We start from the raw sequence: 19,570 nt of genomic DNA, 5'->3' as shown, positions 1-19,570 counted from the left end.
TTCCAACCTTTTTTGGCTATAATCAGCAATATAGTTTGATGAAACTGGTAAAATAATAACAAATGGAACAGTTAGTGGAGGGGAACGCATGGCATTAGAATTATTGTTTGGTCGCGCAAGTGCCGATCATGAATTAGCGTTACTGCAACGGGCGCAACAAATATTAGCTAATGATGAGCAGGCACAAATATTTTACCTGGTACCTAATCATATTAAGTTTGAAACGGAAATTAAAGTTTTAACACGGTTAGCTGAATTGTTAGGACAGCATGGTGCAGCAGTATCGGTACCGCGTGTCTCTGTTTTTTCACTTAGTCGACTTGCGTGGTATTACATGCAAAATGACCCGCTTTATCAGCAAGCAACGATGTCTCAAAATGGCCTCACGATGTTGGTGCAAACATTATTACAAAAGAATAAAGATGAACTAGAACTTTATGGAAATTTATTGTCTAAACAGGGATTTATTGGACAGTTTACAACCCAATTATTAGAGTTGAAGCAATCGGGGTTAAGTTGGTCAGAAGTTAATGACATGGCTGATGATTTAAATAATCAAGAGACGCTGCAGATGAAGTTACATGATTTATCAACGATTGGCCAGGCGTTAGATGATGAGTTAACGGCACGTGATCAATATTTAAGTAGTGATTTATTATTGGCATTACGTGTTTATTTGGCGACTGATAAAACTGATATTTCGCATCATTATTTTTTAATTAATGATTATTCACAGATGACATCTGTTGAGCAAGGTTTGGTAGAGGCCTTGATCAATTACAGTGCAGGTGTTGTCTTAGCATTACCTACTGACGATGGCGCAGCAAGTTTAACAGACGCAGCAATTGCTGAAAATGATTTGTTTTATCGTCCTAAGAAATTAGGGCAACAATTACGAGACTTTGCAGTCGAACATGATGTGCCCGTGACGGCAAAGACAATTGAAACACAACGAACGATTAGTCAGAGTATGCGTTCAGTTGAAGATTTTTGGATTCAATATGAACAAACTGGTGTTACACATCAAATTTATCATGCTGAAGATATGCAGATTTGGCAATTGCATACACGCTATCAAGAAGTTGAACAAATGGCGCGTAAAATTCGACAAGAAGTTGCTAGTGGTAAGCACCGTTATCGTGATTACTTGTTAATGACGCGCGATTTAGGACAATATGAGAATATTGTGCCGGCCGTTTTTGCACGATATGACATCCCCATGTTCATGGATTTAGATCGTCCAATGGCGGCACATCCTTTAGTCGCCTTTTTAGATAAGTTATTACGATTGGCACCGGCTTACACGATTACTGATGTGATGAGCTTTTTGAAAACGGAATTATTTATACCTGAAGGGGTGTCGGTAGCAGATTATCGTGAAGCATTAGCTGAAACAGAAAATTACGCTTTAGCTAAGAATATTGCAGGGTGGCAATGGACTAATCCTCATCCTTGGCAATATGATCGGCAAGCGATGGTAAGTGATGATGAAGTCACACGTGAACGTGTGGCAAGCAAGGACGCACAACTGGCCTTGATTCATGACCAAATTAGTACAGTTGTTGCACCTTTCTTAAAGGATTTACAAACAGCAACGACTGCACGTGAGATGGCTTTGAAGTTGTATGAATTTATGACACAAATCGGTATTCAAAAGCAATTAATTTTGTGGCGTGATACCGCTATTGAAGATGGTGATTTGTGGGCAGCTCAGCAACCTGAACAAGTTTGGCGGGTATTTGTTGGTATTTTAGATGACTTTGTGGCGATTTTTGATCAACAGTCGATGACATTGGCAGAAATGCAAGAAATATTTAAAGCAGCTTTTGATACGGCTAAGTATGCAGGAATTCCTGCAACAATGGATCAGGTGCGTATTTCTGAAAGTGGTATTGTGCAGCGAACAGGTTATGAAACGGTAATTGTTTTTGGTGCAACTAATCATAATTTACCTGCCGTGACACGAACAAAGGCCATTTTGCACGATGGTGATCGTAATGCTTTGCAAGCTGTTTTGCCAGAACATGTATTTTTGAAGGAAACGTCTGAGCAACAAATGGCTCAAGAGTCGCTGTTAATGTATAAGACGATGATGGTTGCCAATCAGCGTTTAATTTGGACGTATGCTACTAGTGATGGGGATAGTGGACAACAACCTTCAACATACATCACTAGAATTCAAAAACAATTCCAAATGCCGGCTATTCAATTTAATGCGCTACCAGACCCAGATAGTAATCAATTAATACCGTATGTCGGAACGCCAACAAGCACGATTGCACAGTTAGTGATTGTTAATCGTCAAGCGAAGTTACAACGACAGGATAAGGTTGATCTTAGTCCGGCTTGGCAAGATTTGACTCGACAAATACAAAAAATTGCGCCTGATCAATTACATCGATTATTAGGCGGTCTTTACTATGTGAACGAACCAGAAAAATTGCAACCTACGTTGATTTCACAGTTGTTTGGTGATGAATTGAAGGTTTCTATTTCACGTCTGGAAAGTTATTCACGTAATCCGTTTGAATTTTTCTTACAATACGGCTTAAAACTACAAGAGCGCCAGGTATTACAATTAACGCCTGCTGAAAAGGGAACCTTGATGCATGCGATGTTAGAGCAAGTATTCCAGGCATTGATTACACAACAAAAAGCGTTGGGTGGATTAACAGATAACGAGCTACGCCAATTGGAACGTGATATTTTGCAGGGGATTTTAGCAAGTGATGATCCAACGTATGATATTTTCAGTAGTTCATATCGCATGCAATTCTTGACGAAACGATTAGCTAGTCAAGTTCATGAAACAATTATGAGCATGCGCCGCGGCCAACTTGATGGTGGTGGTGTACAAACAATAGGGGTTGAAGCTGGATTTGGCTTGCCACATAGTTCATTGAAACCAGTTACGTATGAAATGCCATTTGGAAAAGTCACCGTGCGTGGAAAAATTGACCGTTATGATTTAGTAACCACACCAGCGGGTAATTTTTTGACGATTATTGACTATAAATCTGGTACACGTAAGTTTGAGTACAAAAAGGCTTACGTAGGACTTGAATTACAATTAATGACATATTGGACGGCTATCTTGATGAATCAACAGATGTTGCCAGACGGTCAAATGGGTGGTGCACTATTCTGGTCATTAAAGAATCCGTGGATTGATATGAAGAATATTGCGGGTGATACTTTAGAACAGATGCAGGAAGCAGCTGAACAGTTAATGATTGACCAAGGACAATATCGTGGTGTTTTGAAAAATAATGAAGATTACATTACGCGATTAGAAAGTGCCGATGAAGTTGTCGCACCTTATGCAATTAGTCGTAAAAAAGACGGCTCTTTTAAAGCGGCGAGTGATGTCGTTGAAGACGATGATTTAGAAACTTTGTTGTCGTTTAATGAGGTTAAAATCAAAGAAATTGCAGAAAATATATTGGCGGGAACTTTCCCATTACGGCCGTTTAAAGATGGACCAACAAGTACAGGTCTGATGTATTCACCTTATACACCTGTCATGATGTTTGATGCCATGATGGGTAATAAATATAACGATATCAGTGGATTACCTAAAGATAACGAAATATTAGCAGCAATGAAGACATTTATTGCGCAATATAACCAAACATCAGCAGAAGGAGAAGAACAATGAATTTTACAGATTCACAGACCGCCGCTATTACTACTAAAGGGCGCAATGTTTTGGTTTCAGCTTCTGCTGGTTCAGGAAAAACGCGTGTTTTAGTTGAACGCGTCTTGCGTCGTTTATTAGCTGGCGAAAATGTTAATGAATTTTTGATTGTAACGTTTACCGAAGCTGCAGCAGCGGAAATGAAAGAACGTTTGGAAAACGAAATTCGTAAAGCATTGGCTAATGATGATGGACAAAATCGCCAACATCTTTTAAAACAATTGCGTTTACTAAATGTTGCCAATATTTCGACATTGCACGCATTTGCACTACGCTTAATTGAACAGTATCATTACACGATTGATTTAGATCCGCAATTCCGTTTGATGGATGACGCTGAGCGAACGTTAGTGATGTTGGAAGTATATAGCACGTTATTAGAAGAACGCTATGCAAATGATACTGAAGAAAATTTTGCGACGTTTGCGACACAGTTTACAAGTAGCACGACTGATGACCAAAGTTTACAGGATGCGGTATTTTCTTTGTACAACTTTGCCACGGCACGTCCAGATACCAATGAATGGATGGACCATCTAGCAGATTTGTATGATATTGGGACGGCAGATTTTACAGAAAGTGATTTTTATCAACATGATTTACGTCCAGTTATTCTAAATGAACTACAAGACATTTATGATAAAGCACATCAGTTAGTGCAACAAGCACCGGATACTATGGATGCAGATCCAGCTATTAATCGCTTAGTGAATATTCAAGATGACGAAACTACTTACCAAAGTTTATTGCAAATTTTCAACAATGAGACTAGCGATTGGAATACTTTGCATCAATCAATGCAACATGCTGAGTTTATGGGTTGGGGTAAAGATGATAAGGGCAAAGGTAAGATGTTTACCAAAAAACATGATCCTGAGTTAAAAGCTGCTTGGGAACAGGTTAAAGGTGAACGCGATGCTTTGAAAAAGCGATTTGATAAGCTCCAAGCACAGTATTTTGCATTAGATCAGGCAGGACTACGCTTTGCTATTTCAGGTGCTAAGACAGTGATGCAACAACTTGTGCAATTAACTAAAGATTTTGGTTCAGCCTTTTTGAATGAGAAATTATCACGGAAAGTTTTGGACTTTAATGACTTGGAGCACTTTGCTCTACAGATTGTTAATCAGGATAAAGTTAAGCAAGAGTTGCAAGCACAATATACTGAAATTATGGTGGATGAGTATCAAGATACGAATCAGCTACAAGAAGCAATCTTGCATGAAATGACTTCAAATGACAACTTATTTCAAGTTGGTGATATTAAACAATCGATTTATAAGTTCCGTCAGGCTGACCCCACATTGTTTGCGCATAAATTATTGACGTATCCGCAAAGTGAAGATAGTACAGTCATTACGCTACAAGAAAATTTCCGTTCATTACCGAATGTGACGAATTTTATTAATTACGTTTTTGCGCAGTCAATGAGTCAGTCTTTAGGGGATGTTGATTATACAGGTGAGGCGGAATTAGTTGCTGGTGCTGATTATTATCCAGATGATTTGGTCAAAAAGGCAGATTTATTGATTTATTTGAATGACGATGGTGCTGATTCATCAGAGGAAGCATCAGATGAAGATGCATTAACTGCGACAGACAGCTATACGAAAGCAACTGGTCAAATTCGGATGACGGCATTGAAAATACAAGAATTGATGCAGTCTGGATTTACCATTTTTGATCGAGAAGCAGGTGAGTCACGTCCTATTAAATATAGCGACATTACTATTTTGGTACCTACAAAAGGCCAGAATTTAGAAGTATTGGATGTCTTTCGTGAAATGAACATCCCAATTGTCATTGATGGAACGGAAAATTATTTCCAAACGACTGAAATTTCAGTCATGATGAGTTTGTTGAAAGTTATTGATAATCCGCATCAGGATATTCCATTAGCCGCTGTGTTGCGGTCACCTTTGTATGATATTACTGAAAATGGGCTGGCATTAATTCGTTTACAAGCAACGGACGAAGATTTTTATACCGCTGTTAAACGAACGGCGCAACTTGATTTAGCTGCTGCATCTTCGGAAATAGATATAGCAGTATTGACGCATACGCAGCAACAAGTGCAGCGATTTTTACAGGACTTAGAAGAATTCCGTGATTTAGCAATCCAAAATCAGATTGTGTCGTTATTATGGGCAATTTATAACAAAACCGGCTGGCTAGATTATGTTGGTGGTTTGCCTTCTGGGGCGCAACGCCAAGCAAATTTGCACGCACTTTATGAACGTGCAGCAGCATACCAAAAGAGTAGTTTTGTTGGTTTGTATCAATTTATTAATTATGTGACGCAGTTGCAAAGCCAATCGAAAGATTTAGGTGAGGCTGATGCGAACGTGGCACAAGATACTGTGTCGTTAATGACCATTCATCATTCTAAGGGGTTGGAATTTCCTGTAGTTTTCTTGTTAAATGCAACAAGAACTATGATTAGCCCACGTGAAACGCAAGGTAGCATTTTGCTGGATGCCCAGGCAGGTGGTGGCTTGAATTATATTGATATTGCTCATCATTTGAATTTAGTAACACCACAGCATGAATATATTGCACAAGTAAAGCGGCAAAATGCTTATGCTGAAGCATTACGTGTGCTTTATGTGGCATTAACGCGTGCCGAACAGCAATTATTTATTGTAGGTGCGTATGACAGTGTAAAAAGTTTATGGTCCGTTTGGCAACAGAGCGCGGGGGTAACTGATTGGATGTTGCCAGAAACGGTGCGTCTGGCTGGTAAATCATTTATGGATTTGATGGGGATGACGTTAGCCCGTCACCCGCAAGCACCAACAAAATTTATGGCATTGACTTCGTACGATACGGATGATGTTATGCAATTTGATGATATGCGGATTAAGACACCAAAGCATGATTTTGAATTTAATGTAGCGGCCACTAACACAAAAGATTTGATGGCGGCAATGGCTAACTATCAACCTATTGCGGGTACTGTAGATGAACCGATACCGGTAGCTACCACAACTGATGTGTCACAAGATTGGCAACAGATTTTGACGTTTAATTATCCATATGAAAGTGCGACGCGAGCTACATCATATCAGTCAGTTTCTGAAATTAAACGTTTATTTGAAGATCCCGATCTTGAACAAGGTCGGCAGCCAGTGGACCAACGTCTAGCGACTGATGAATTAGCTGGATTACGTGCAACGGATGATACGCTTCCTGAACCAGAATTTATGCAGACAAGTACACCAAAAGTATCACCAGCGGCAGTAGGAACAGCAACGCACTTAATTATGCAACGTATTGATTTAAGTCAAGGCGTACCACAAATCGCAGATATCACGGCATTAATAGAACAATTGACGGCTGATAAAATGATTGACGAAAAGGTTGCACCGCTAATTGACGTGCAAAAAATCTATCGCTTCTTTACAGAATCTATGCTAGGTACACAGATGATACAGCATGAACAGTCATTGAAACGAGAAGTACCATTTTCATTGTTACTTGATGCAAATCGTTTATATCAAAACTTTGATGGTAATGATAAAGTCTTAGTGCACGGAATTATCGACGGTTATTTCCAAGTCGGGGATGAGGTGTGGTTGTTTGATTATAAAACTGACCATGTTGGACCAAATCAAGCTACGACAGTATTGAAGAAACGCTATTCAGGACAATTAAATATTTATGCGCAAGCTTTGATTGCAATGGGCATGCCTGTAACTAGAAAGTTTATTTATGCATTGCATCCTGAGATGTTAATCGAGTTAATTGATTGATAAAAATTTTTAAGTATATATCTAAGGACGCCAATCCAACCATTTTGAAAATGGTTGGATTGGCGTCCTTATTTTATGTTTATTTAATTTCTAACATGGCGTTTGCTTAAGAGCCCCGTTAGTAGGACAAAGAAAAACATAATCGCAAATACTGAGGTAAATAGCAATTTATAAGAACCGCTATCAATTAGTAATCCACCGTAAAGGGGTCCGATTGCGCGTCCTAATGAAACAAACATCGTTAGCAAACCTTGCGCATGTCCTTTAGCATTTGGATCACTTAAATCATCAATCCAAGCCGGAATTTGGGGACTAGATAGAATTTCACCAATTGTCAAAATTACGAAACTAAAGACAAACATGGGGTACGTGGTTGCTTGAATTAGGATTAAAAATGAAAGCGCGAATAATGTTGATCCGCCTAAAACAGTCCAGCGAACTGGAAGACGTTCAATGAAACGGTCAAGTAGGCCTTGTCCAAAAATGATTATGACACCATTCAGTGTCCATAAGAATGAATAATCTTTGGCAGTCATACCTAAATCAGTCATGTGCGTTGCAATGACGGTTTCCCATAGGATATAAGACATATAAAAAGAAAACGCTAGTCCTAAGATGGCATATATAACAACGGGTGTTTTAAATGTACTTTTAGCAGCTTTTTCGGCAGCACGAGCGCTTTGTTTGGCAAGCCCTTTAACGTTAAAGAATTTAAGCACTAAGACAAAGAAGACACCGTACATAACAGCGGCACCGCCAAATACTAATTCAACACCATAATCAAACAGGAACCCGACAACTGCTGTTCCAGCAACAACACCAACATTCATAAATAGGTATTGTAAGTTGAATACTTTACGGGTGTCGATGGTTTGAATTGTGGTTGCATAGGAATTTAGTAATGTGTAGATTAACCCATCAGCAAAACCAGATATTAACATGAAAATAGCAAATACTGGCCAACTATTCCAAAAAGTTAAGGATAGCAGCGTTAATAAGGCTAATCCGACTGAAATGACGAGAGCCTTGAAAGGGTTCCAGTGGTCAAAAAGTTTACCACCTAACCAATTACCAATCATCATGGTAACTGAAAGCCCCATAACAACGATTCCTGCAACTGTCATACTTTGATGTAAAACATTATGCATATATAAAGTTGTGATGGGCCAAATTAGCGAGGCACCAGTTGATTGAAAAAAGGTTGTAATGTATAGAACAATAGCATTAATTTCGACGTGCTGCGGTTTACGCACGTCGCCGTCTTGTGACGACTGACTTATCATAAATCCTCCATGGATGAGTGTAGTTTTAGAAAAACTAATATTTGATGTCACGTAAAAATATATTAATATATGACATCGAACACATTTAAAATGTGCTTGTCCGTTTTTATTATCGAGAAAAGTTTAGCATAAATCACCAGAGTTGGTATACTTAAAAAAGATAAGTTTCAAATTTATATAGAATTATTGGGGAATGAATGATGGCGATTAAGAGACCAGAATATATCTTAGCAATTGATCAAGGGACGACAGGTACGCGAGCAATTGTGTTTAATCATAATGCACGCCGTGTAACATCTGCATCAGTACCAATGACATTAATAACGCCACAGCCTGGTTGGTTGGAACAACAACCACTAGATATCTGGCATGCAACACAAACAGCTATTGCAGATGCTTTAATTAATGCAGGGATTCGTGGTGATGAAATTAAAGCACTAGGTATTGCTAATCAACGTGAGACGACAATTATTTGGGACCGACACACTGGTCAACCAATTTATAATGCAGTGAGTTGGTCTTCAACGCAATCACAAGAAATTGCACAAGAAATTGCCGATGATGCTGATAAAACTGAATTAATCCGTCAAAAAACGGGTTTGCCAATTAGTGCCTACTTTTCGGCTACTAAAATTCGTTGGATTTTAGACAATGTACCAGATTCACAGGCAGCTGCAGAACGTGGTGATTTGTTATTTGGTACGGTTGATACTTGGCTAACTTGGCAATTGACCGATGGTGCCGTTCATGCGACTGATGCAACTAATGCAGCTCGAACAATGTTGTACAACATTCATACACAAGAATGGGATGAAGAGTTGTTGGCGTTGTTCAATATTCCAGCAACGATGTTGCCAAAAGTACATAAAAGTAGTGAAGTCATCGGGCATACTAGTCCAATGACATTCTTTGGTGGTCGTGTACCGATTGCTAGTGTAATTGGTGATCAAAATGCTTCAATGGTTGGACAGTTAGCTTTTGAAAAAGGAATGGTCAAAAATACTTATGGTGCTGGTGCCTTTATGATTATGAATACCGGTGATCAACCGGTAGTTTCAAATAATCGTTTGGTAACGACGATTGCCTATCAAGTTGAAGACCAACCAGTTTACGCTCTAGAAGGATCTATTTTTTCAGCAGGAACTGCTATTCAGTGGTTACATGAACGATTAGACATGATTGATACGCAACTAGACGCTTGGATGCTAGCTGAAGATTCAAAAAATCATAATGAAGTTTATGTTGTACCAGCTTTTAATGGGTTAGGTGCACCATACTGGGATCCGCACGTACAGGGAACAGTATTTGGTATGACTAGAGGAACTAATAAAGCTGATTTTGTTAAAGCAACGTTACAATCAATTGCTTACCAAACGGCAGATATTTTAGACGTTATGAAAAAGGATTCGGGCTATGCATTGGCGACAATGAAGGCGGATGGGTCAGTATCTCGTAATCCATACTTGATGCAATTCCAAGCTGATATTGCGCACGTCGCTATTGAACGTTCATTAGACGAAGATGCGACACCAATGGGCGCAGCATTTTTAGCTGGTTTAGCTGTTGGTTATTGGCGTGATTTATCTGATTTGGAGCAGTATATACAAGCAGGACGTCACTTTGAACCTGAGTTGCCTGAAGAGAAACGAAAGCAATTACATCACGGATGGCAAGCAGCCATTAAAGCGACACAATATTTTGGTGAAGGTTAAAAAGTAAGCGTTTAGCATTTCGATAGAAAAAATATGCGAAAACGTTTATAATTGTGTAGTGAATATAGTAACGAACTTATTAAATGATTATTTTATTGCATTAACTAGTAAAGGAGCATCCATCGTGCCTGAAGAAATTACAACATTGTTGACGTTTTTTGGTGGAACTGGAGATTTAGCTAAGCGTAAGCTATACCCATCTACTTACAACCTTTTTAAGAAGGGATTTTTGCAAGAGCATTTTGCAATTATTGGAACTGCTCGTCAAGATATGACAACTGACGAATTCCGTGACCTTGTCCGTACGTCAATTGCTGACTTTACTGAGGATAAGGACAACGCTGAGACATTTATTTCACACTTTTATTACATTCAACAAGATATTACTGACCAAGCTGGTTATGCTAATATGCTTGCTTTGAATAATAAATTAGATGAACAATATGGTTTGAAGGGAAACCGTATTTTCTATATGTCTGTCGCACCTCGTTTCTTCGGTACTGTTGCACAGTACTTGAAGTCAGAAGGTTTGATTACTGAAAATGGTGAATTTAACCGTTTGATGATTGAAAAGCCATTTGGTTCATCATATGAAACTGCTGAAAAGTTGCAAAACGAATTGTCAGAAGCTTTTGATGAAGATCAAATCTATCGTATTGACCACTACCTAGGTAAGGAAATGGTTCAAAATATTGCCGCTATTCGTTTTGGTAACCCATTGTTTGATGCCACTTGGAACAAGGATTACATTGAAAACATTCAAGTAACTTTGTCAGAAGTGTTGGGTGTTGAAGAACGTGCTGGTTATTATGATACGGCTGGTGCTTTGCGTGATATGATTCAAAATCACACCATGCAAGTTATTGGTTGGTTAGCAATGGAAAAGCCAGCTTCATTTAATGACAAGGAAATTCGTGCTGCTAAGAACGCCGCTTTCGATTCTTTGAAGATTTACAATTCACCTGAAGAAGTTGCTGAAAACTTTGTTCGTGGACAATACGGTGAATCAGCCGATGGTTCACAAAAGAAGTACTTGGACGAAATGGATGTACCTGCTGATTCTCAAAACAACACATTTGTTGCTGGTAAGCTTCAATTTGATATGCCACGTTGGGAAGGCGTACCATTCTACATTCGTTCTGGAAAGCGTTTAGCTGCTAAGTCAACTCGAGTTGATATTGTCTTCAAGAAGGGCTTGAATATTTTCGGTGGGGATGTTTCACTAGCTAACCCTGTATTATCAATTTTGATTGATCCTAAGGGTGGTATTGAGTTTAAGATTAACGCTAAGGATATTAAGTCTGCCTTTGACACACGTACTATTGATTTGGCATGGCAAGTGTCTGATGAAGACAAAGCTGTTACACCAGAACCATATGAGCGTATGATCCATGATGCCATGAACGGTGATGGTTCAAACTTTGCTGACTGGAATGGTGTTGGTACTGCATGGCGTTTCGTTGATGCTATCCAAGCTGCTTGGGATGCAAAGAAAGAACAATTCCCTAATTATGTTTCAGGTTCAATGGGACCAGCTGCATCTGATGAATTATTAGCTAAAGATGGTAACGAATGGGTCTTTAAAGGTTAATTTTTCGTTTGATAAAAATGAATAAATAAAATAAGCCTTCGCATAAATTGCCAGCCCTCTGGTTAGTTGCGGAGGTTTATTTTTGTTAAAGGAGATTTATATGGCTAGGTATACAGCGATTGAATTAACAAATATGATTATGATTGAAAATCCTGAGACTCATGAAATTTTGGTTGAAAACCGCCAAAATCCCAATTGGGCAGGCGTAACGTTTCCGGGTGGGCATGTTGAGGTTGGTGAAACTGTGACGCAATCTGTTTATCGCGAAGCCTTTGAGGAAACAGGATTGACCATCGCGAAACCTAAGTTAATGGGCATTAAAGAATGGCCGTTAGCAGATGGCGCCCGTTATATTGTGTTTTTATATAAAACGACAACCTACACTGGAAATATTCATACTAGTCGTGAAGGTGAAATTTTCTGGACAACACGTGAAAAATTATTAAGCGGTCAATATCATTTGCCAAATACCTTTGCAGAAATGTTACCAGTATTTGATAACACTAATATTAATGAGTTGGCACTTCATGCGATGGTTGATGGTGTCGAAAAACACATTAATTGGCAATGATAACAAAAAGCGAACGTCCGATAAACAGTTTATTTCAATTAGAAACAAGCCGCTGAATTCGGCTTTGCGAGTGTTTTTAAAACTTAATATGAACAAATGTGTTATAATGCCAGTATTAAATCAAAAATTACCGAACGTTCGAGGTTATAAAATTATGAAAACACGTCGAAGCGATCGTCTAGTAGATATGACTCGTTATTTATTAGAGCGACCACGTACATTAGTATCACTAACGCATTTTTCAGAAGAATATGAAAGTGCTAAGTCTTCTATTTCAGAAGATTTGACGATTTTAAAGCGCACATTTCAAGAGCGCGGGATTGGTCTATTAGAAACCATTCCGGGAGCAGCTGGTGGGGCGCGATTTACACCTTATATGACGCAAGATGATGCTAAAGAGTTTGTAGCTTCACTAGTGAATGCTATTGACGATGAGACACGTGTCTTGCCTGGTGGTTATGTTTATCTGTCAGATATTTTGGGTCAACCATGGTTCTTACAACGAATCGGTCGCCTAATTGCCACGCAATACTTACGTGAACCAATTGATGCTGTTATGACGGCTGCTACAAAAGGTGTGCCCGTCGCACAAGCCGTAGCAGCACAATTAAACGTGCCGTTTGTCATTGTACGTAATGATACTAAGGTTACTGAAGGTCCAACGATGTCAGTTAACTATGTTACGGGTCAATCACAACGTCTAGAGAAGTTAGAATTGTCACGACGCTCATTACCAATGGGCTCACGTGTTTTAATTGTGGACGACTTTATGAAGGCTGGTGGTACTATTCGTGGTATGGCTTCTTTGGTTAAAGAATTTGAAGGCCAAGTTGTTGGTGCTGCTGTTGTTGCAGAAGGTCGTGTGGCACATCGTGTGATTGATGATTATACATCATTAATTCACGTTGATACAAATAAAGATGATGGCATTATTCATGTTGCTGCAGGTAATTATGCGGATGAAATTTATGCTAACTTTGAAGAGAGTTTAGAAAATAAAGTTAAATAAAAAGGTGGAAGTCATGGAAAGATTTGTCATTGTTTTGGCAGCAGGAAAAGGTACACGGATGAAGTCGGCTCTTCCTAAAGTATTGCATGAAGTCGGCGGTAAGCCTATGGTGCAGTTGGTTGTTGATACGGTTAAACGTGCTAATGTTGGCAAAATTGTTACGGTAGTTGGAAATGGCGCACAACAAGTGGAAGAAGTTTTAAAAGGAACTTCAGACTTTGTTGTTCAAAAGGAACAACTTGGTACAGGACATGCGATTAAAATGGCGGCCCCATTATTGGCTGATAAAAAAGGGATGACATTGATTGCGTCTGGTGATGCACCAATGTTTACGACGACAACGTATGAAGAATTGTACAATTATCATGAGCAATCAAATAATGCTGTTACAGTTTTGACTGCTAAAGCACCTGATCCAACAGGGTATGGGCGTATTATTCGTGATGAACAAGGTAATGTTTTGCGAATTGTTGAACAAAAAGATGCCGATGATGATGAAAAGAAAGTAGACGAAATCAATACGGGTGTTTATGTATTTGATAATCAACTGCTATTTGAGAGTCTACAACATGTTAATAATGATAACGCACAAGGTGAGTACTACTTACCAGATACATTAGAAATTTTGCGTGAAGGTGGTCATACTGTTGGGGCTTTCCAAATTAGTGATTTTGGCGAGTCAATGGGTGTTAACGACCGCGTTGCGTTGTCTAAGGCAAATCAACTTATGCGTCAACGAATTAATGAAATGCATATGCGTGCAGGTGTTACGTTGGTTGATCCAACAAATACGTATATTGATGTTGATGTCGAGATTGGTAACGATACAGTCATTGAACCAAATGTTTACTTAAAAGGAAACACGAAAATTGGTAAAAACGTCGTGTTAACTTCAGGTACTAAGATTGTTGATTCGATTGTTGCAGATGGTGCTCAAATTGATAGCAGTCATCTGGAGGAAGCTGAAGTTCGTGAAAATGCAACGGTTGGACCATATGCACACTTACGTCCAGCAGCATATTTGGATCGTGAGGCACACGCTGGTAACTTTGTGGAAGTAAAGAAAGCTACTTTGGGTGTACGTTCAAAGATGGGTCATTTGTCATATCTTGGAGATGCTACTATCGGTGAAGATGTTAACATCGGTGCAGGTTCTGTGTTTGTTAATTATGATGGCAAGAATAAGTGGCACTCAAATGTTGGTGACCGTGCGTTTATCGGTTCTGGATCAAAAATTATCAGCCCAGTTGAAATTGATGCAGAGGCATTTGTGGCAGCAGGTTCAGTCATTACAGATGATATCCCAATGCATGCAATGGGTATAGGACGTGCACGCCAAACGGTTAAAGAAGACTTTTGGAAGCGAACACCCTTATTTGAAAAATTCAACCAGTAGTGATTGTCTTTAACGTTGAATTGTTGTGTTGGCCAATAATAATGGATTGAAGATAACGGTAAAAAACTGTACAATTAAATTATTAAAGACTTGAGTACACAATTGAATGTGTCTATGGAGGAAAGCATGGCAACTTATTCGGATCCACATTTGAAAATTTTTTCATTGAGTAGCAATCACCCCTTAGCGGAAAAAATTGCTGCTTCCATTGGTGTGGAACTATCGGAAATAAATATCTCTCGGTTTAGTGACGGTGAGATTCAAATTAATATTGAAGAATCTGTCCGTGGAGATAACGTTTATGTTATCCAACCGACTTCAGCACCAGTTAATGATAGTTTGATGGAACTACTTATTATGATTGATGCATTGCGTCGTGCAAGTGCGCGTTCAATTAACGTTGTTATGCCTTATTATGGTTATGCACGTCAGGATCGTAAGGCGCGTTCTCGCGAACCAATCTCAGCAAAGCTAGTAGCTAACATGCTACAAATGGTTGGTGCAACACGTGTGTTGGCACTTGATTTACACGCATCACAAATCCAAGGATTCTTCGATATTCCAGTTGATCACATGATGGGTGCACCATTGCTTGCTGATTACTTAATTACAACTGGTATCGCTGACGCAAATACTGTCGTTGTATCACCGGATCATGGTGGTGTTACGCGTGCACGTGCGTTGGCAGAATTATTGGGATCACACGAACCAATCGCCATTATTGATAAGCGTCGTCCTAAGGCTAATGTCGCCCGTATTATGAATGTTATCGGTGATGTTAAGGGTAAGCGCGCCATCATGATTGATGACATGATTGATACTGGTGGTACTATTACACAAGGTGCTCAAAAGTTGAAAGACGAAGGGGCTTCAGAAGTGTATGTTGTGGCAACCCACGCAGTATTTTCAGGTAAAGCTGTCGAGAATTTGCAAAATTCTGTTTTCGAAAAAGTTATTGTAACTGACTCAATTAACTTGCCTGAAGAAAAGCACTTTGACAAGCTAGTACAAGTGTCAACGGCTGAACTAATTGGTGAAACAATCAAGCGTATTAATGAGAATAGGCCTGTGTCACCATTGTTTAAGAGTCGTTTCCACCGTACAGCGGATTAAGAAAAATATATCGTTGTTCTAGCAAAGTTAGAGCAACGATTTTTTATCATAAGGGGAGTATTATGGCAAAAAAGAAGATGATTTTGGATTTGGATACAGGTGTTGATGATGCGTTGGCATTGGCTTATGCGTTGGCAACGCCGGATGCTGACTTGATTGGTGTAGTTTCATCATTTGGAAATACACAAATGGAAACTGCAGCACAAAACACATTGAAATTATTAGAACTATTAGGTGAAGATGATGTGCCAGTGTTCCTTGGTGCCAGTCATTCATCAACAACGACTGATTTTGAAACAATGCAAGTTTCAAAGGATATCCATGGGGATAATGCGATTGGGGATGTTGTTTTGCCTGATCCGAAGCGGGAAACAGCGCCACAATCAGCTGTTGATTTCTTAATTACGGCAGCTCATGAATACGCAGATGACCTAATTATTGTCCCAACTGGTCCACTAACTAATTTAGCAGCAGCTTATCAAAAGGATCCAGAGATTGCAGATTTAATTGGTAACGTGACGTTAATGGGAGGAGCATTAGTTGTGCCTGGTAATGTGACACCATATACTGAGGCAAATATTAATCAAGACCCAGAAGCGGCAGATTATGTATTTAAACATGCAAAACATTTGGTTATGGTTGGCTTGGATGTAACTTTGCAAACGTTATTAACTAAAAAAGAAACCCAGCAATGGCGTGATTTAGGAACTGAAAAGGGCCGTGTGTTTGCTGATATTTTCGATTTCTATATTGATGCTTATGATAGCTTAGATATCAATAAAGCTGGGGCTGCATTACACGACCCACTTGCTGTTGGTGTTGCCGTCGATCCTAATTTTGTCACATTGTTGCCGTTGAATATGATGGTAGATACTAATGATGGTCGTACAATTGGTGATCCAGCTCGTTTACGTGATGCACATAAAAATAACTTTGTTGCAGTTGAGGTTGATGAACCATTCTATCTAGAACGATTCATGAATTATACTTTATCTATCTTAGGATGATAACGGAGTTTAAAACTTGCAAATTGGTGCATTGTCGTGTATCATAAGTGTTTGTGAGTTATCAAAAGAATGATAACTCTCCTTGCCGGCAGGTAGTCGGCCATAGACCAAAAGGAGGAATATATAATGGCATACGAATTAACTTACATTATTCGCCCTGACATGAATGCTGACGATAAGAAGGCATTGGTTGAGCGTTTTGACAAGATTTTGTCAGATAATGGTGCTACGGTGGTTGAGTCAAAAGACTGGTCATCACGTCGCTTTACGTATGAAATCGCAGGTTACCGTGAGGGTCTTTACCACATTGTTAACTTTACTGCAGATGATGACGCAGCTATTAACGAATTTGATCGTTTGGCAAAGATTTCAGCAGATATCTTGCGTCACATGATTGTTAAGCGCGAACTAGCATCAGCTAAGTAATTTTTAGAAATTACCTATTCAATTTAATAATTTTGATGGTTAGGTGTAAAAACCTTGGAAGGAGGCTTTCCATATGATAAATCGTGTAGTTTTGATTGGTCGTTTGACACGTGATGTTGAGTTGCGTTATACGACTAACGGTGCTGCTGTTGCTTCGTTTTCACTTGCTGTTAATCGGCAATTTACAAACGCCAATGGTGAGCGTGATACTGATTTTATTAATGCTGTTATTTGGCGTAAAGCTGCAGAGAATTTTGCAAACTTTACTTCAAAGGGCTCATTGGTTGGTATCGAAGGCCGGCTTCAAACACGTAATTATGAAAATCAACAAGGCCAACGTGTTTATGTCACAGAGGTTGTTGTAGAAAACTTTTCATTGTTGGAGAGTCGTGCTGAAAGTGAAGCGCGTCGTAACCAAAATGGTTCAAATAATGCGAATAATTTTGGCGGCGGACAGCGTAATAACCAAGGAAGTTACAATGCTTCGGCATCACAAAATCCATTTGGGGCTCCAGCTTCAAACGGTAATGTGTTTAATGGTAACAACTCGGCTAGTTCACAATCAGATAACGATCCTTTCGGTGGTGGCCAAGAGATTGAAATCTCAGACGACCAACTACCATTCTAATTTATTAAAGACAACATTGTCTAACGACATCATTCTATCAGGAGGAATTTAATCATGGCACAACAACGTCGTGGTGGCGGACCTCGTCGCCGTCGTAAGGTTGACTTCATTGCAGCCAACCACATCGAATATGTGGATTACAAAGATACTGAATTGTTGGAGCGTTTCATCTCAGAACGTGGTAAGATCTTGCCTCGTCGTGTGACTGGTACTTCAGCAAAGAACCAACGCAAGGTTACGACTGCTATTAAGCGTGCTCGTATCATGGGACTTTTGCCATTCGTTGCAGAAGACTAATTTGCTAAAAAAAGAGACTATCATTTTGATAGTCTCTTTTTTTATGTATTTTTAGCAAACTACGATAAAATAATAGTATAGAGAGGGGGAGTTATGAAAAAAGTTTTATTGTATATCATAATTTTCGTAGCAGGAGCACTTGTTGGGGGCGTTGGTGTTCACTACTTTACGGATTATCAAGCGGATAGGGCCGAGAGTCAATATGAGTCAAGCTATCGTGATTCAAGGGCATCTTCGCTTTCTAAAGATCAAACAGATAGTAGTAGCAGTAGCTCGCAAACAAGTTCGACTTCTGTTGCTGATTTACCAGCACAAAATGTTGTTACTAAGCGTGTTAGTGATGATTTGAATAAGTTTATTGATGAACAGAAAGATGATTTAATTAAAAATGCATCAACCGATGATGCTGTCGATGCATTTGAAGATTCGTACCTTGATACGTATGAAAATGAATTGCAGTCACAACATCCAGGAGAGGCAAATGAGGATCAAATTGAACATTTGATTGATGTAGCTGTCGCAACGGCGAATGTGGAACAAAAGATTTCAGATGCAAAATAATGATGCAGAAAGAGGCCGAAACAAGAGAAATTGTTTCGGCTTTTTTAGCTAAAAATATTGATTATAAACTTGTAAGGTGTACAGCATGGATATGTGTCAGAACAACTTTTGTTTCGCTATTGCTTTTAAAAAAGGGGTATAAAAAAAGAGAGTGAAAATTATTCACTCTCTTTTTAATTAGTGGACAAGCAGGGGCTCGAACCCTGGACCCACGGATTAAGAGTCCGTTGCTCTACCAACTGAGCTACTTGTCCAATAAAATTATATATTGTTTCGCAACAACATATATTATATTATCATATAATATGTAAACACACAAGATGTTTTTAAGATAAAAATCAAATAACATTTTTATCAATGGACAAGCAGGGGCTCGAACCCTGGACCCACGGATTAAGAGTCCGTTGCTCTACCAACTGAGCTACTTGTCCAATAAAGTATAGGTTGTCTCGCAACAACAGATATTAATATACCATATAAAAGAACGCTATGCAAGCTTTTATTGTAAAAATAGCTTAAAAATTAGT

General features: G+C 39.1%; 14 protein-coding genes and 2 tRNA genes. 13 read left to right on the top strand and 3 right to left on the bottom strand.

What is annotated here, in order from left to right; genetic code table 11:
* Nucleotides 1–88 precede the first annotated feature (88 nt).
* Both GA0061074_RS06905 and addA read left to right on the top strand, forming a co-directional pair.
* Nucleotides 89–3,658 carry a PD-(D/E)XK nuclease family protein gene (locus GA0061074_RS06905; protein ID WP_092463177.1) on the top strand — a complete coding sequence of 1,190 codons (3,570 nt, stop codon included), beginning with the start codon at nt 89–91 and terminating at the stop codon, nt 3,656–3,658.
* On the top strand, nt 3,655–7,449 hold the full coding sequence (addA, locus tag GA0061074_RS06900; RefSeq protein ID WP_092463176.1) for a helicase-exonuclease AddAB subunit AddA: 3,795 nt from the start codon (nt 3,655–3,657) through the stop codon (nt 7,447–7,449). The genes GA0061074_RS06905 and addA overlap by 4 nt, the downstream gene beginning before the upstream one ends.
* Before the next feature lie 83 nt (nt 7,450–7,532).
* On the opposite strand, the gene GA0061074_RS06895 is transcribed toward addA, so the two are convergent.
* Nucleotides 7,533–8,732: an MFS transporter gene (locus tag GA0061074_RS06895; RefSeq protein ID WP_092463174.1), complete on the bottom strand. Its 1,200-nt coding sequence runs from the start codon at nt 8,730–8,732 to the stop codon at nt 7,533–7,535.
* 200 nt (nt 8,733–8,932) lie between these two features.
* Here GA0061074_RS06895 and glpK point away from each other — a divergent pair, with 200 nt between their 5' ends.
* The 11 genes from glpK to GA0061074_RS06840 all read left to right on the top strand — a co-directional run bounded on the left by glpK (nt 8,933) and on the right by GA0061074_RS06840 (nt 19,043).
* Nucleotides 8,933–10,444 carry a glycerol kinase GlpK gene (glpK, locus tag GA0061074_RS06890; protein WP_092463172.1) on the top strand — a complete coding sequence of 504 codons (1,512 nt, stop codon included), beginning with the start codon at nt 8,933–8,935 and terminating at the stop codon, nt 10,442–10,444.
* Nucleotides 10,445–10,568: 124 nt separating this feature from the next.
* On the top strand, nt 10,569–12,035 hold the full coding sequence (gene zwf, locus GA0061074_RS06885) for a glucose-6-phosphate dehydrogenase (protein ID WP_092463170.1): 1,467 nt from the start codon (nt 10,569–10,571) through the stop codon (nt 12,033–12,035).
* Nucleotides 12,036–12,135: 100 nt separating this feature from the next.
* Nucleotides 12,136–12,606, top strand: coding sequence for an 8-oxo-dGTP diphosphatase (locus tag GA0061074_RS06880; protein ID WP_092463168.1), 471 nt, complete (start codon nt 12,136–12,138; stop codon nt 12,604–12,606).
* 154 nt (nt 12,607–12,760) lie between these two features.
* Complete coding sequence (gene purR, locus GA0061074_RS06875) at nt 12,761–13,615, top strand: pur operon repressor (RefSeq protein ID WP_092463166.1); 855 nt, start codon at nt 12,761–12,763, stop codon at nt 13,613–13,615.
* 13 nt (nt 13,616–13,628) lie between these two features.
* Nucleotides 13,629–15,011 carry a bifunctional UDP-N-acetylglucosamine diphosphorylase/glucosamine-1-phosphate N-acetyltransferase GlmU gene (glmU, locus tag GA0061074_RS06870; RefSeq protein WP_092463164.1) on the top strand — a complete coding sequence of 461 codons (1,383 nt, stop codon included), beginning with the start codon at nt 13,629–13,631 and terminating at the stop codon, nt 15,009–15,011.
* Between the two features lie 126 nt (nt 15,012–15,137).
* Complete coding sequence (locus GA0061074_RS06865) at nt 15,138–16,124, top strand: ribose-phosphate diphosphokinase (protein ID WP_092463162.1); 987 nt, start codon at nt 15,138–15,140, stop codon at nt 16,122–16,124.
* A 62-nt stretch (nt 16,125–16,186) separates the two neighbouring features.
* Entirely contained in the window at nt 16,187–17,131 is a 945-nt protein-coding gene (locus GA0061074_RS06860; RefSeq protein WP_092463160.1) for a nucleoside hydrolase, read from the top strand.
* Nucleotides 17,132–17,257: 126 nt separating this feature from the next.
* Entirely contained in the window at nt 17,258–17,557 is a 300-nt protein-coding gene (rpsF, locus tag GA0061074_RS06855) for a 30S ribosomal protein S6 (RefSeq protein WP_092463158.1), read from the top strand.
* A gap of 73 nt (nt 17,558–17,630) precedes the next feature.
* Entirely contained in the window at nt 17,631–18,185 is a 555-nt protein-coding gene (gene ssb / locus GA0061074_RS06850) for a single-stranded DNA-binding protein (RefSeq protein WP_092463156.1), read from the top strand.
* Between the two features lie 54 nt (nt 18,186–18,239).
* Nucleotides 18,240–18,482 (top strand): 30S ribosomal protein S18, encoded by a 243-nt coding sequence (gene rpsR, locus GA0061074_RS06845; protein ID WP_002828737.1) that lies wholly within the window; start codon nt 18,240–18,242, stop codon nt 18,480–18,482.
* A gap of 93 nt (nt 18,483–18,575) precedes the next feature.
* Nucleotides 18,576–19,043: a hypothetical protein gene (locus GA0061074_RS06840; RefSeq protein ID WP_092463154.1), complete on the top strand. Its 468-nt coding sequence runs from the start codon at nt 18,576–18,578 to the stop codon at nt 19,041–19,043.
* Between the two features lie 181 nt (nt 19,044–19,224).
* On the opposite strand, the gene GA0061074_RS06835 is transcribed toward GA0061074_RS06840, so the two are convergent.
* Nucleotides 19,225–19,297, bottom strand: a tRNA-Lys gene (locus GA0061074_RS06835).
* Nucleotides 19,298–19,401: 104 nt separating this feature from the next.
* Nucleotides 19,402–19,474 (bottom strand) — tRNA-Lys (locus GA0061074_RS06830).
* Nucleotides 19,475–19,570 lie beyond the last annotated feature (96 nt).

The sequence above is a fragment of the Weissella bombi genome, assembly GCF_900094835.1.
In the GTDB taxonomy this organism is placed as follows: domain Bacteria; phylum Bacillota; class Bacilli; order Lactobacillales; family Lactobacillaceae; genus Weissella; species Weissella bombi.
Note: the sequence above shows the minus strand (reverse complement) of the source record. Positions and strands in the feature narration are given on the sequence as shown.

Coding starts and splice junctions, on each gene's coding strand:
- GA0061074_RS06905 (WP_092463177.1), top strand. CDS start 89: ATGGCATTAGAATTATTGTTTGGTCGCGCAAGTGCCGATCATGAATTA.
- addA (WP_092463176.1), top strand. CDS start 3,655: ATGAATTTTACAGATTCACAGACCGCCGCTATTACTACTAAAGGGCGC.
- GA0061074_RS06895 (WP_092463174.1), bottom strand. CDS start 8,732: ATGATAAGTCAGTCGTCACAAGACGGCGACGTGCGTAAACCGCAGCAC.
- glpK (WP_092463172.1), top strand. CDS start 8,933: ATGGCGATTAAGAGACCAGAATATATCTTAGCAATTGATCAAGGGACG.
- GA0061074_RS06880 (WP_092463168.1), top strand. CDS start 12,136: ATGGCTAGGTATACAGCGATTGAATTAACAAATATGATTATGATTGAA.
- purR (WP_092463166.1), top strand. CDS start 12,761: ATGAAAACACGTCGAAGCGATCGTCTAGTAGATATGACTCGTTATTTA.
- glmU (WP_092463164.1), top strand. CDS start 13,629: ATGGAAAGATTTGTCATTGTTTTGGCAGCAGGAAAAGGTACACGGATG.
- GA0061074_RS06865 (WP_092463162.1), top strand. CDS start 15,138: ATGGCAACTTATTCGGATCCACATTTGAAAATTTTTTCATTGAGTAGC.
- GA0061074_RS06860 (WP_092463160.1), top strand. CDS start 16,187: ATGGCAAAAAAGAAGATGATTTTGGATTTGGATACAGGTGTTGATGAT.
- rpsF (WP_092463158.1), top strand. CDS start 17,258: ATGGCATACGAATTAACTTACATTATTCGCCCTGACATGAATGCTGAC.
- ssb (WP_092463156.1), top strand. CDS start 17,631: ATGATAAATCGTGTAGTTTTGATTGGTCGTTTGACACGTGATGTTGAG.
- rpsR (WP_002828737.1), top strand. CDS start 18,240: ATGGCACAACAACGTCGTGGTGGCGGACCTCGTCGCCGTCGTAAGGTT.
- GA0061074_RS06840 (WP_092463154.1), top strand. CDS start 18,576: ATGAAAAAAGTTTTATTGTATATCATAATTTTCGTAGCAGGAGCACTT.